The sequence below is a fragment of the Wolbachia endosymbiont of Protocalliphora sialia genome, from assembly GCF_053891855.1.
This window is the reverse complement of sequence record NZ_JAIUJX010000001.1, coordinates 1-13,950: the sequence shown is the minus strand read 5'-3', so window position 1 is coordinate 13,950 and position 13,950 is coordinate 1. Positions and strand designations below refer to the sequence as shown.

At 34.0% G+C, this 13,950-nt stretch carries 13 protein-coding genes; 5 read left to right on the top strand and 8 right to left on the bottom strand.

Annotated elements, in window-relative coordinates:
• Positions 1 to 17: 17 nt before the first annotated feature.
• Genes LB100_RS00065 through LB100_RS00055 form a run of 3 tightly spaced genes read right to left on the bottom strand, consistent with a single transcriptional unit; the run spans position 18 to position 5,295 of the window.
• Entirely contained in the window at positions 18 to 2,591 is a 2,574-nt protein-coding gene (locus LB100_RS00065) for a type IV secretion system protein (RefSeq protein ID WP_456200891.1), read from the bottom strand.
• The gene (locus LB100_RS00060; protein ID WP_456200889.1) at positions 2,584 to 4,989 is read right to left on the bottom strand and encodes a VirB4 family type IV secretion/conjugal transfer ATPase; all 2,406 of its coding nucleotides are present in this window, start codon (positions 4,987 to 4,989) and stop codon (positions 2,584 to 2,586) included. The genes LB100_RS00065 and LB100_RS00060 overlap by 8 nt, the downstream gene beginning before the upstream one ends.
• A 9-nt stretch (positions 4,990 to 4,998) precedes the next feature.
• On the bottom strand, positions 4,999 to 5,295 hold the full coding sequence (locus tag LB100_RS00055; RefSeq protein ID WP_108784517.1) for a type IV secretion system protein VirB3: 297 nt from the start codon (positions 5,293 to 5,295) through the stop codon (positions 4,999 to 5,001).
• A 65-nt stretch (positions 5,296 to 5,360) separates the two neighbouring features.
• Here LB100_RS00055 and LB100_RS00050 point away from each other — a divergent pair, with 65 nt between their 5' ends.
• Positions 5,361 to 6,938: a lysine--tRNA ligase gene (locus tag LB100_RS00050; protein ID WP_456200888.1), complete on the top strand. Its 1,578-nt coding sequence runs from the start codon at positions 5,361 to 5,363 to the stop codon at positions 6,936 to 6,938.
• A 538-nt stretch (positions 6,939 to 7,476) separates the two neighbouring features.
• Here the strand turns inward: LB100_RS00050 and LB100_RS00045 are convergent.
• From LB100_RS00045 to LB100_RS00030, 4 genes are all read right to left on the bottom strand, one after another.
• Complete coding sequence (locus tag LB100_RS00045; RefSeq protein ID WP_456200887.1) at positions 7,477 to 8,211, bottom strand: hypothetical protein; 735 nt, start codon at positions 8,209 to 8,211, stop codon at positions 7,477 to 7,479.
• A 181-nt stretch (positions 8,212 to 8,392) separates the two neighbouring features.
• Positions 8,393 to 8,971: an RlmE family RNA methyltransferase gene (locus tag LB100_RS00040; protein WP_007302033.1), complete on the bottom strand. Its 579-nt coding sequence runs from the start codon at positions 8,969 to 8,971 to the stop codon at positions 8,393 to 8,395.
• Positions 8,972 to 9,046: 75 nt separating this feature from the next.
• Entirely contained in the window at positions 9,047 to 9,577 is a 531-nt protein-coding gene (locus LB100_RS00035) for a PopZ family protein (protein WP_264719896.1), read from the bottom strand.
• A 10-nt stretch (positions 9,578 to 9,587) separates the two neighbouring features.
• Positions 9,588 to 10,838, bottom strand: a complete 1,251-nt coding sequence (locus tag LB100_RS00030) for a TolC family protein (RefSeq protein WP_456200884.1) — start codon at positions 10,836 to 10,838, stop codon at positions 9,588 to 9,590.
• Between the two features lie 104 nt (positions 10,839 to 10,942).
• Between LB100_RS00030 and rplM the strand changes: the two genes are divergently transcribed.
• From rplM to LB100_RS00015, 3 genes are all read left to right on the top strand, one after another.
• Positions 10,943 to 11,401 carry a 50S ribosomal protein L13 gene (gene rplM / locus LB100_RS00025; protein WP_456200882.1) on the top strand — a complete coding sequence of 153 codons (459 nt, stop codon included), beginning with the start codon at positions 10,943 to 10,945 and terminating at the stop codon, positions 11,399 to 11,401.
• On the top strand, positions 11,401 to 11,850 hold the full coding sequence (gene rpsI, locus LB100_RS00020; protein WP_456200881.1) for a 30S ribosomal protein S9: 450 nt from the start codon (positions 11,401 to 11,403) through the stop codon (positions 11,848 to 11,850). The genes rplM and rpsI overlap by 1 nt, the downstream gene beginning before the upstream one ends.
• Before the next feature lie 145 nt (positions 11,851 to 11,995).
• Positions 11,996 to 12,307, top strand: a complete 312-nt coding sequence (locus tag LB100_RS00015; protein WP_264336228.1) for an HU family DNA-binding protein — start codon at positions 11,996 to 11,998, stop codon at positions 12,305 to 12,307.
• On the opposite strand, the gene LB100_RS00010 is transcribed toward LB100_RS00015, so the two are convergent.
• Positions 12,300 to 13,007 carry a pyridoxine 5'-phosphate synthase gene (locus LB100_RS00010; protein ID WP_456200880.1) on the bottom strand — a complete coding sequence of 236 codons (708 nt, stop codon included), beginning with the start codon at positions 13,005 to 13,007 and terminating at the stop codon, positions 12,300 to 12,302. The two genes, LB100_RS00015 and LB100_RS00010, sit on opposite strands and share 8 nt — an antisense overlap.
• 372 nt (positions 13,008 to 13,379) lie before the next feature.
• On the opposite strand from LB100_RS00010, the gene LB100_RS00005 reads away from it, so the two are divergent.
• Positions 13,380 to 13,835, top strand: coding sequence for an Hsp20/alpha crystallin family protein (locus LB100_RS00005; RefSeq protein WP_456200878.1), 456 nt, complete (start codon positions 13,380 to 13,382; stop codon positions 13,833 to 13,835).
• Positions 13,836 to 13,950 lie beyond the last annotated feature (115 nt).

The following is a 13,950-nucleotide window of genomic DNA, read 5'->3' as shown; positions in this document are numbered from 1 at the left end:
CTGTTACTCACCTGCGCTCACTCTCCACCTGATTTTATAGATTCACTAGAGGAAGATCCCGATCCCTTATTATCATCTCCACCTCCTCCAATAGCCCCTCTTGCCTTATTTACAGCCGTAGCAGCAACTTGACCAGCACCTCCAGCAGCAGCTTTGGCAGCAGATAAAGCTTTATTCACCATTTGTGCAGGAGTGCTACCTGAACCAAGTGCTGCTCTGTGATTACCAGCAAGCTCAGCAGCCATGCCGGGAAGAACGTTTAAAAAGTGGTAAAAGAGGAATAATACTAAACACAATTTTAATAATTCTCCGATTAGAGAGCTGCCAAACTCCATGTATGTAAAGTCGAATAGACCAAGTATGCTGCTCTTTTTAAAGCTATAATTTTGCATCATACATGCGAGAGTAGTTTCATTTTTATCACATTCCCCATCTTTCAATTTAAACCACTGTTTTTTCTTACTATATGAGATTTCTGCTTGTTTCTTTTCATATGACTTGTCTGGTTGTTCATTTTTATATGACTCGTCCAGTTTAAAATTTAAATTTTTAAAATAGATTTTATCACATGCTATGAACATAAAGGATAAAAACGCAAAAAGGATAACTGGGTATAAACTGTAGGTAATTAACTCTTTTAGCCAACCATCAAAATATCCCTTAGTATGTTGAAACAAAACCATAGGAATGAATAAAGGCGATAAGATGATAATTACACTAAGCGCAACTAAAGATAAGATAAATACATAGCACATCCACAAAATAACCATCATCATCAAAATGGCCATAAATATACAGACAAGAGCTACTAAGATCTGTCCACCAGCGAAAATAATACCAATCACCGAACCTGCAACTAACAAGACAGGAGCAGCGCCAAGCAAAACCGCTAACGTTGCAACACCTCCAGTACCAATTTTGCCACCAATTCCATCTAAAGGGGCACCTAAATAAAATAAAATTCTGCAATCAAGCCTATCCCAAGGTGCAAGATAACTGTAGGATACCCTCTTTCCTGCGCGATCGTATTCATAATCTGTACCTGACTCATAATTACATATATTTTTACTTTCAGATGACGCTTTAAGCACTATCTCTGACAAACCATTTGAAAGCTTTGTTAATTCCCCGTAATAATGAGACATAGTGCTACCTGTCGTAAAGTAAATCACTAAAGCGAATTTAATGATCAACATGTACATTTCTTGCGGACTACGCACTCCACCAGACATAACTTTTATAGAGAACAGTATTAAAGCTAAAACTAGAACAGCAGTTACAGTATTTTTCAACCTTCCTTGTGCTACAGACAAAAAACTACCCTTAGCATGTCCATTTTTGTCTGTAAGTAAGTTACCACTTGAATCAATACCTGCCACTAAATTATCTAACGACTCCTTAATACATTGCACTATCATAGAAGTTATGGGAATAGGAGATAATGACTTACTTCCCGCTTGATTGTAGCAAGCTTCAGAGACATACGAGCTAAAACAGCTTTTATTGTCATAACCTACAAAAATTTTTCCTTCTTTTGCTTTTTTCCTGATAAGAGTTTTATAATCGTCATCCCTGTTGATAAAACTCCTTTCTTCACCACCTGTACCATCTTTATTTTTGAATAATATCACAGATTGTTCACACATAGGAGCAATCGGATCAGGTGGTAATTCCGTGCATCCTATATCAATTCCTTGCGGCCAAGCAGTTCCAGCTGCCCTAACTTCAGCCAATTCCACACATAACCTACCCATTTTTCTCAGTGCCCTGAACGTTGATCCATATATGTCTTCGCTCTGTCCAGCTTTAAGCACTTTACATTCTAGATCGCCATCAACCTTCGGAGACCATGACCCACTTTCATATCCAGTATCTTTCTCTCTGATATCAAAGTCTATGTATCCATCTTCCCCTCTGAAATTAAAGTCATTCGTCTTGAAAAGGTTGCCAAATGTTAAAGGATTGCGATGACATACTTCTATGTATTCACTATATTGCACACCATTTTTTGGCCAGTAGTAGTGTTCCCTATCAACATTCACAACATCCCAATCAGTAAAGTTTAAAATATCTTTCTCTGTTTGTTTTCCATCTTTTCCTGATCTTTTCTGTAATGCAGAAAAATATTCATCTTCTGTTCGATAATTTTTATCTGTGTCACCACTATAACCTGTGTCTTTTAGTTTAAAATTTTTATATCTCCCATCATTATCGTATGCAACTGGATGCCTAACAAAACTATGCTGACAAACAATAAGTCCCCCCACTGCCTTCCAGACTCCAACAATTGCAGCTATCATTCCAACGATAACAAGAGCAGTAAATAAACCAGCAGAAGAGACAATCAAAACAATACCAGTAAATATTGCACCAATAGCAATTGCTATCCCAGCAACTGCTGCAGCTGTTTCAAACGCCTTACAGTCAGGATTAGAAGCACGACTAAAGCTGCCAGTAGAATTAAATCTGCTAACAAATTCCGTTTTGTCAGTACCACTTACTGTATCTGCAAACACTGGATATGAGAGCAAAAAATCTATATTTAACAAAAATATCGCAACTAACAGTAATGACAGTTTAGTTTTAAACATTTTTCACCTTTTGATAAAACACAGGCAACCACATCTTTGGATCATCTCCGACTTCTTTCAGTATATCATGTAACAATAGGACACTTTCTGCACGTCCAGATAACACGTTAACCACATCATCCAAATCTTTCAGATCTATTCTAGCTACTACAGCATTAACTCCCTGCTTTACTAAAAAGAATCTAGTACTTGGATCTGTGTGTTTGATCAGTATGTACTCACGTTCAGTTAACATAAAAACATCTCGATAGACACTAGTAGCTTTCAGATTTGGCAAAAAAATTTGTGTTGCTGTCTGCTGTACAAGTGTATCACTAATAGCACTTTTACTTGCATCTTCAATACTCTGAGTAGCAAAAACTACAAAAGCATTTAACTTTCTCAGCACTTTCAACCAGTCTTTTATCTTAGGTGCAAAAACTGAATTATCTATTAACGCCCATGCTTCATCAAGAACAATAATAGATGGAGTACCATCAAGCGATATACTAATCCTATGAAACAAATAAATCAAGACCGGCCCAAGAGCAACAGGATCTTTTAGCAAGCTAGCCATTTCAAAGCCAAACACTCTTGCTTTTGAAAAATCTAGCAAATCTTCTTTATTGTCAAATATTGCAGCATGAGAGCCATCATTATGCCACATAGATATTGCTCCAGCTAGAGTATCAGGGCCCGCAAGTCCTAAAAATGGTACAAGATTTCTCAAAAATCTGTCTTCTTTTTTTAATTTAAAATTTCCCTCAATTGCATCATTAATTCTAGCAATATCTTCTGAAGTGAATTTATCGTTGTACACTAAAATTAAAGATTTTATCCATTCCATCAAAAATGTTTTATTATCAGGAGTATCGTCAAGTTGCAGAGGATTAAAATTTGTCTTAGTTCTTGGTTCTATTATAGTATAGATACCACCAAGTGCTCTTAAAAAAATTTCTGCACCGCGATCTTTATCAAAAAAGAATATTCTTGGAGAAAATTTCATTGCTTGAGCACATAAAAAATTCATTAAAACAGTTTTGCCAGCACCTGTTGGCCCAATTATCATAGTATGTCCAATATCCCTTATATGAAAGTTGAAGAAAAATGGAGTGCCAGATGTTGTATCAAAAACTGTAACAGCATCTCCCCAGTGGTTATTGAATTTTTTACCAGTAGGATAATTATGTTGAGATGCAAAACCGGCCAAATTAAGACTACTTATTGTACCTTTTCTTACTATATAATCAAAATTACCAGGAATTTGCGCCCAAAATGCTGGTTCTAGATTAACCCTCTCACGAACAGGATAAACACCACAATTAGAAAGCTCCGATTCAACCAATGATAAAGCATTGTCCAATGATTTAGGGCTTTTTTCTATACATAAGATAGTTAAATGGTGTTCACCAAACGCAATTTTACCACTCATTGCATCATCAAGCGCATGAGAAATTTCTGCTATTTGAGAAATAGCTTTATCTGCAGATTGTATCATACGATTTTGCTGTATCTGCATTTTCGCAATTGCCATTTGCCTATTTGTAAATTGAAAAGACTGCGTGATAATAAATTCATAAGGAAGTTGTAAAAAAGAATCAAGCATTCCTGCGGAAGTATTATTTCCATATTCTTTGATACTAACTATTCCAGCATATTTACTTTCATTATGAGTCACAACCTGTATCATCTTATGGCCAAAAAATAACCTATGAACTGGTAAGTATCTTGATATTTCAGTTTTTAGTGGAAAAAGCGTATTTGTAACAAAGCCACAATTTACAATTCTAGACAGAAACTCCATTATTTCACAAAACAGTCCGTTTGGAGTTTCTTTTACTCCAAGGACTTTAGGCGAATAATTCCTAAGGCTTGTTACTATACGATTTGTCGTTTCCTCTAAATCTTCATAGGTATCACGCATATCACTTTCCCAAGCATGTTTTGAAGTTACATGCCCAAATTTTTTCAGTAGATGTGATAAAAATTCTACTCCCTTTGTATCTGCCCTACGAATAATCGTAATGTATAAATCATTAATAAAAGATTGCCTAGTTGCGTGTTTTTCTCTCCATTTTAGATTTACATGGTTAGCAAAAAAATTTGGTAAACTCTGGCTTGCAAATTCATCAGAAAAGATATTCTTCTTACGCCTGATGGTATGAAAGTATAAACTAAATGCTGGAGATGAAATACTTCTTAGCATCTGATTTCTGATATTATTTTGTATCGCCAAGTCTTCATCATCGGCCGTTTCAAACGCAAAGCCATTTAATTTTATAAATTTAACTAACCAATTCTGCTTTGTTATCAAGGTTGTACTATTCCAATAGCAAGAATAAGGTATAAATTCAGCAGCGTGAACCTCCCTACTTAGAATAGATTTATTCTTTGATTGAATAGCTCTAAATCTCAACATTGCATAACATCAAGTAATGTCATAAGAATTGGCTCCATGATAAAACCGATTTAAACATTTGGAGCATTTTCCCAATTTTACCATAAATAACTCAATAAACAACGGTTCCTTTGCAGAAGCTATATAGCCAAGTCCATGTATCCCTGGTAACATCAGGAGAATTACTCTAAGATCATTTGTGTTAATGAAAATTAGCATGCAAATTAAAACGTTTAATATTGCAAACATATAACTCACACCAAAAAGCATCGCAGGTCTTGTAAGACCTTTAAATAATTGATCCGTTTGTATATTACCTGTGGACATACCCTTGATCTTCTAATTAATAGCTCTAACACTAATACTACATCATTAATTAAAAATCTATTGAAATGAATAGCACTTTAGGTAAGATAACCAATTTAACTCTAACGATGACAAACTGGCCATTTCAAGAAGCAGAAAAAATACTACAAGAATTCCCTAATAAAAAAGAGATAACATTTGAGACTGGATATGGGCCATCAGGTTTGCCACATATTGGTACTTTTGGGGAAGTTTTTCGTACCACAGTTATTGCAAACGCTCTAAAAAAAATAGCTCCTAGTATAAAAACCAAAATCATTGCAGTTTCCGACGATATGGATGGTTTGCGAAAAATACCAGATAATGTACCAAATCAGGAAATGCTAAGAGAGAATCTGAACAAGCCATTAACCATGATACCTGACCCATTTGGCACTCATGAGAGTTATGGCCATCATATGAATTCATTGCTGTGCAAATTCCTTGATTTATTTGAGTTTGAATACGAATTTAGAAGCGCTACAGAGTGTTATAGATCTGGTGTTTACGATGAAAAGCTCTTACTCTTGCTGAAAAATTACGACAGAGTAATGGAGGTAATGCTTCCATCATTCCGAGAAGAAAGACAGCAAACCTACAGTCCATTCTTACCGTTATGCCCAAAAACTTCTCAAGTTCTACAAGTTCCAGTAATTGAAAGAAATACAGATAAAGGAACAATCAAATATAAAGAAGCAAATGGAGAAGAAATAGAAGTTCCAGTAACAAAAGGCAGATGCAAATTGCAATGGAAACCTGATTGGGGAATGAGATGGGCTGCATTCGGAGTTAATTACGAAGCTCATGGAAAGGATTTGACTCCATCTGCTGTGCTTTCAAGTCAAATATGTAAAATACTTGGAGAAAAGCCACCGCTTTTGTTTTGCTATGAGTTATTTCTTGATAAAGAAGGAAAGAAGATATCAAAATCAAAAGGAAATGGTATTTCAATTGAGGAGTGGCTAACTTACGCACCCACAGAGAGTTTAGCGTTATACATCTTTCAGAGCCCTAGAAAAGCTAAACGTTTATATTTTGATGTGATACCAAAATCAACTGATGAATATTTGGAGTTTGTTAAGCGTTATAATGAAAGTAAAGAAAAGGATGTAAACAGTCCTGTATGGCACATCCATCAAGGTAAAGTTCCAAACGTAGAAACTTCAAGCATAAATTTTTCGTTACTTTTAAACCTGGCAGCAGCTTGTAATGCTGAAAATAAAGAGATTCTTTGGGGTTTTATATCAACTTATGCACCAAACGTTACACCAGAAAGCAACAAAATGCTAGATAGGCTTTCGGATTTTGCAGTTAGGTATTATCACGACTTTATCAAGCCAACAAAAGCGTATAAAGCTTCAAACGAAAAAGAGAAAGAAGCGTTACTAGATTTAAAGAGCAACCTACATTCCCTGCCTATTACAGCCACTGCTGAAGAGATTCAATCTCAGGTTTTCTCCATCGGAAAAAAACATAATTACAATAACTTACGCGATTGGTTTCAGTTGCTATATGAAACGCTGCTTGGCCAAAAAACCGGTCCTAGAATGGGATCTTTTATAAAGCTTTATGGGATAGATAATACAATCTCTCTTATAGAAAGTGCTACTGAACGTACACTTTAGAGTTTACCTTCTTCCATTTGAGCCCTCTAGTTTTATTACTTGACAAACCTTCCCACTTTCCTTATTATACTGATAAAGGTATTTATCCTTGTTTTTGGGCTCAACGACAAAATTCAGTAAAAAACTCAGATATTTATTGGCAAATTACATAAAATTATAGTGGCTTTTTTTATTTTTTCTACATTCAGCCAAATCGCGTTTGTTAGCACATTATCAATTTACATTATTAAAACTCGCTATACGGGGATTCTTTTGTCTTTTTTTATTTAGTAAATTTCTTAATATTTGTAGCTAAAGTAATTTTAGAGAGCCAGCGCGTGACCAACCTGGTCAGTTTTCTGAATCCCAGTACTGGAATAACAAGAAAGAGGGCGCTGAGATGACACCATTTGCTGTCTTCAAAATGAATGTTAATACACCTAGGATGTTTAAACCTTAATTCTGTTTTGGTGTTAAGCAAGGTATCCTAGTATCTAGATACCTCGCTAAATAAGAAAACTTGGAGAAAAGGAAGAAGAGACTTCTTCCTTCTACTTAACTATGCTGTTACGCCTAACTCTGAAGAAACTTCTGATTGTACATCAACTTCATTTAGCTCATTACAAGGCTTACACACTTCATACGTAATACCACCAGTAACAAGTCCTGTAAGTACGAAAGCAGCAACAGCTATACCAATTAAAGCCAATATTGGTAATGCAACACCAGCAGCAAAACATCCACCACCAACTGCTAATGCAGCTACAACACCACAAACACTACCAATCATTATTGATTTATTAGTAGTTTTTACTATATTTTCTTCAGTTCTAGGCACACTACTTTCAGGCACTAAAGGCTTTTCATTACTTTTACAACTAGATATTCTATCTCCAAGTATTGCTAGCCAATTATCAATTTTAGTTTTTTGCCCTTCATCTTGCTCTTGACTTTTTAATGTTTTTAAAATCTCCTGAAGTCTGCTACGATCATTTCCTTCTACATCAGCAAAAACTTCTTCTAACATATTATTATCTTCAACTACATCTAGAATAGTTTTAACTTTTTTTCCCGGATTATTGAAATTCATAGCATAGCCAAGCGGTGTTAGATTATACTCTGTACCACCTTCTAACTTTTCAGTTATATTTGCAGTAGTAAGAACTTCTTTTAATGCGCCTTCTTTTTTAATTTCTTTAAGAATATGAGTAATATCCTTTTCATTTTCTATCGCATCCTTTAACGTATTATATAATTCCTTTTGCTTTTCTGTTAAATCTTCGTACCTTGACATATTAACTTTTCCTATAATAATATACTTTAATTATTATATATTTTAGTAATAAAGTCAAGAATTTAATAATTATACCTAGGTATCATAAACAAGAAAAAGAGGCTTTTGTACGAGCGTTATTAATCTTCAGTTTTATAAGGAATAAGGAACCAAGATTCGTCAACGTTTCTGTAAGTACCTGCTATACAGAATAGTTGCCACCAATAAAGCCTAAGCTGACCAAATACATTTCTGTAGATTCAGATCTACTTGACTTTGGTTTGAAGTATCTTACTGTTTTGAACATTTTTTTTAGCTCATTGCAGAAATCTTTATCAGATTCTCCTTGAAAAATTTTTACTACGAACTTGCCATCATGATTCAAAAAATGCTTTGCAAAATTGAGCGCTGCTTCGCATAAAAGCATAATTCTGATATGATCTAACGATTTTAAACCGCAAGATTCTGGTGCCATATCAGATAAAATTACATCAAATTTGTGATCCTTGAATTTTTCTCTTAAAATTTCAAGTTCGCTGATAATATCACACTGTATACACTCTACTCCACTAATTGCGTTTATTGGTTTTATGTCAACAGCAATCACACTCGCTCCTTTCTTAGATGCAACTTGTGACCACCCACCAGGAAAAGCGCCAAGATCAATAATTTTTTGCCCTTGTTGGAGTAGTTTAAATTTATCGTCTATTTCTATTAACTTATATGCCGAGCGCGATCTATAACCGTCCTTATTGGTTTTTTGCACATACTGATCATTCAAATGGCGATGTAGCCATCTTGTTGAAGATAACTTTCTACCTCTAGCTGTTTTTACTCTGATCTTTATACTAATAACCTACTTATTATTGATTATATCTTTGAGCTCTTTTTCAACTACTTCTTTTACCAATGCATGTAGATACTTATTCAGCCACTCTGAAAGCTGAGGTTTTAAAAGAGATACAACTAATTCTTCAACAGTAAGATCCGCTCTTTTTTGTTGTTTATGCCGTAGTTCGCTTTGCATCTTTTCAAGCAATGTTTTAATTTCCTCCATATTTTCTTTTAAAACTAAATGCTCGTTACTTTGTTCTTGATAGCTCACTTTGTTATTACTCATTTGGATATTATCATACAAATTTTTCTCTTCTGAGTTGTAACTATTAAATTGGTTATTCATTTTCTCACTTTGGCAATCGTTCTCTTCTTCACTATTTTCCTTTTTATCATCAACATCTTTTTCAATTTCTTCTAGGTATTCCTCTTCAAGGCATAATACTTCATCATCTTCATCTATTATTTCTGCTCTATCGCCACTTGGATTTTTACCCGATATAGCTTTTTTTATATCTTCTAGTATATCTTTTACAGATTGATTATCGCTCATACCATTAAATTTAAAGGTTTATACTATTTATCATAAAAAGCAAGTTGTAAACACTAATTACATAATTGCTTTTTGCCTGAATTAGATCGGAACGTGCTTTAAATAGTTCATCTTCAGTATCCAAAAGATCAATTGTGCTCTTTAAATTTAAGTTTACTTCTTGCGCAATTCCTTCCAATGCTAAAGCTGCTGCTTTTTCTGCTTCTTGACTTGCTTTAATAATAGCTTTTGCTGTCAGCACGTTATTCCAAGCATTTATAACTGCTTGTTCTATATTTTTTACTGCTTCGTAATAATCGTAAGTGGATTGTTTTGCATCCATTTTAGCTCTACTAACACCAAAAACATTAACTCCTCTTTTAAAGATCGGAATATCAAGAGTAAAGACAACATTCACATTTTCTAGTAACGTGTCTAATTTTATATTGTCCTTTCCAAAATTTTTACTTGCGCTTAGATTCAAAGAAGGAAGCCACTTGGAACTTTCAGCAATCACTTCCATTCCAGCAGCTCTTTTTTTATAAATAGCTGCTTTTAGGGACAAGTTGTTGGTTTTTGCTAACTGTAAACATTCATTTAATTCTGGTATAGAAGGTAGTTTACCATTAGTCTCGTGAAGATTATCAGCATCTTCGCCAATTAAATGATAATAAGCAATATTTGCCAATTTTAATTTACCTTCAGCATCAACTCTTTCGGATATAGAAGACGAAAATTTTGCTTTTGCTAGCAAAACTTCAGCATTAGTAACTTCTCCAAGGGAAAAGCGTTTTTTAATAGCTGACAAATGTTCCAAAGAAACGTGTTCTCTATGTTCTCTGAGCTTTAATATTTCTGTCTTTTGTAAAACACTAACATATGCTTTCACAGCATTAAGTGCAAGCTCTTGTTTTGACTGCTGAAATTGCATTTTTGCTGCTTTGAGAAGATTACTTGATCGACTGAATGTAGCAAAAGTGCCACCACCATCTATTATTCTTTGACTTAATGTTAAACGTTTTCCAGAGTTTTGTAGACCGTTAATAATATTAAAATTACTATCGAAATTATATTGTAAATTGATGTCAGGTAAAAACCCAGCCAATCCAGAAGATTTTAGTTGTTTTTCAGCACTCTTATATTGGTAAAATTGAGACTTTATTTTTGAGCTGTTTTTGATAGCTTTGCTTATAGCCTCTTCCAAATCGATTGCATAGCAATCTATAGCACTAAAAGCGATTACAAATATAATAATCAATCGAAACATTTTGCTTTCTAGCATATTATTAAAGTTATTAGCATAAATTACTTTAATAATCAATAACTAATGTTGTTGACACTATCAAGCAACTTAGTATATCATAATCTACTGTTATGTATTGATATATGAAAACTTTTTTCTTAAAAGAGAAACAAGTCGATAAAAAATGGCTTGTTATAGATGCAGAAGGATTAGTAGTAGGAAGGCTTGCAGCGTTTGTAGCAGCGCTATTGCGTGGAAAGCATAAGCCTGAATACACACCTCATATGGATTGTGGAGATAATGTAATTATTGTTAATGCAAAAAAGGTACATTTTACCGGAAAGAAACTTAAAGATAAAATCTACTATAGGCATACAGGTTATTCTGGTGGTTTAAAGAAAACTACTCCAGATAATATTTTAAATGGCAAATTCCCTGAGCGTGTGATAAAAATGGCAGTAAAAAGAATGCTTGATGATGGTCCTATGGCACGCAGACGGTTTGAAAATTTGTATGTTTATTCTGGTTCAGAACATAAACATCAAGGACAGCAACCTGAAAAAATAGATTTTGCCTCTTTAAATCGTAAAAATAAGAAATAATGGAGCAAAAAGTGAAAATAAATAATAATGATCAGCCAAAAAAGGCAATAATTGACTCACTTGGTCGTTCATATGCCACAGGTCGAAGGAAAGAATCTGTAGCAAGAGTATGGATAAAGCCAGGAAGTGGAAAATTTAGTGTTAATAAAAAAGACGATTTAATTTCTTATTTTAAAAGAGAATCAGTGTGTCAAATGATTAAAACGCCATTCATAGTAACTTCTATGTTAGATAGGTATGATGTGTTTGCAACTGTAAAAGGTGGAGGACTATCTGGCCAAGCAGGTGCCTTAGCTCATGGAATAAGCAGAGCTTTAAGTAGTATAAGTCAAGATCTACACTCTATATTACGTAAAGGTGGATTCCTAACTAGAGATTCACGTGTTGTTGAGCGTAAGAAATATGGTCAACATAAAGCTCGAAAAAAATGTCAGTTTTCTAAGAGATAATTGTTTTATAATGGTATTTTTTTGTAAATGTTATACAAGTTCTTACAAGGGTTTATGACATTTTCTCTTTTTATGACGAATTTAGTTGACTATTAGCATTAGCATAATATGCTGTTTATGTAATTTTTCAATATTAAGGTAATTTATGAGTAAAGAAGATATAGTAAACCAACTGAGTAAAGAGTGCTCTAGTCAAGGTATAGATATAACAAAAGCTAGTTTAGGTAAGATTCATGATATTTTTATGGAAACAATCAAGAACGATCTAATTTGTCAGGGTGAAATACGTTTGCATGGAATAGGGACATTCTCTACTGCTATAAGTAAGGAAAGACAATGCCGTAATCCTCAAAATGGTGAGATTATGACTGTTCCTGAAAAGAAAAAGGTAAAGTTTAAAGCAAGTCAAACTCTTTTAAGTACTTTAAATGACAAAGAGAAAGTATCAGCTATTTAGATATAGTCATTTTCATCTTTTTAGTTACACTGTGTAAACCATGAAATATAGCCTCACTGATTAAAGAATGGCCTATATTAAGAGCTGAGATGTGAGGTATCTCTTTTATTCTTTTAGCATGTTTATAATTTATGCCATGCCCTGCGTGGCACTCTATTCCTAGCTTATTAATGTATTCTGCAGAGTTAGTAATAAGTTTTAATTTTTCTTCTGATGGATTATCACAGTAATTCCCCGTGTGAATTTCTATTATGTCAGGCTTTCTTTCTAGCTTCTCAAGATATTTTAGTTGATTAATATTTGGATCGATAAACAGTGAGACTTTTATGTCAAAGCTGTGCATTTCCTCTATTATACCAGAAAGTTTACTGTGCATATTCACGATATCCAAGCCACCTTCGGTTGTTAATTCTTCTCTTTTTTCTGGTACTATACAAATCGAGTAGGGTTTTACTTCTTTTGCTATTTTGAGCATTTCTTCCGTAGCTGCAATTTCAAGGTTCAACTCAGTGCTAATGTTTTGTTTTAGATTGAATACATCCTCATCTCTGATATGCCTTCTGTCTTCTCGTAAGTGTACAGTGATAAAATCTGCTCCAGCATCAATAGCTATTCTTGCTGCTTTTAATAGATCTGGATAAGAAGCTCCACGTGCGTTGCGAAGGGTTGCAACGTGATCAATATTAACGCCCAATTTCACAATTTACCTCAAAAATTATTTATAAATTATACATATTATTAGATCTTATGCATGTCATTGTTTAATGCCATAGCTGAAAGACGGAGCTAGCAGTTATACCAATTCTCATTGTTGGCAAGTCAAATAAGAAACATTCAAAATTGTTTGATTGTGGAAGTGGAAAGAGAAGTAATAAATTTGCGTACACTTGCCCTTTTTTACAGTTAATCTAGTTTATAGAACTACTCGTGGTAATCCAAACAAGATTTTTTCTCATAATCAGGTTATAGTAAACGGGGAAAATTTTTCGCATCTAAAAAATTTTAGATTTAGGATTGAAATTAATAAGTGGAGTGATTATGTAGTTCATGTATTAGTAAAAGGAGGTACAACATGGGTAATATAGTTCATTTAAATAAAAACAATAACCATGATAATTTTAGTGTAAGAGGGTTACAAAGAGCCGTTGATGACATATTTGATAGCTTCTTTACAGGATGGAACCCAGAGCTTTCTAAAAGAGGCAGTAGCCTACTACCAGTTTGTGACCTTTATGAAACAAAGGAAAGCTATTGCCTATCATTAGAGTTACCAGGTATTCCTAAAGAAAGCATAGACATTAGTATATCTGGCGATAACTTAATAGTGAAGGGTGAAAAAACATGTGATAATGAATCAAAAGATAAGCAGTTTTACCACAAAGAAAGGTACTATGGTTCTTTCTATAGATCTATTCAACTTCCAACAAATGTAGAGCAAGATAAGGTATCTGCCAACTTTTTAGATGGGGTATTGCATGTAACCATACCTAAATCAGAGAAACACATCAAGAAAATTGATGTAAAGTAACCAGTAAGTAATAGCAGGCTTCTGACCTTGAGGCTTGCTATTTTAATATCTGTTCAGCAAAGTGGCAAAATAAGATAGACAGTATAATGCACCCCATAAACTAGACCAAAAAAAA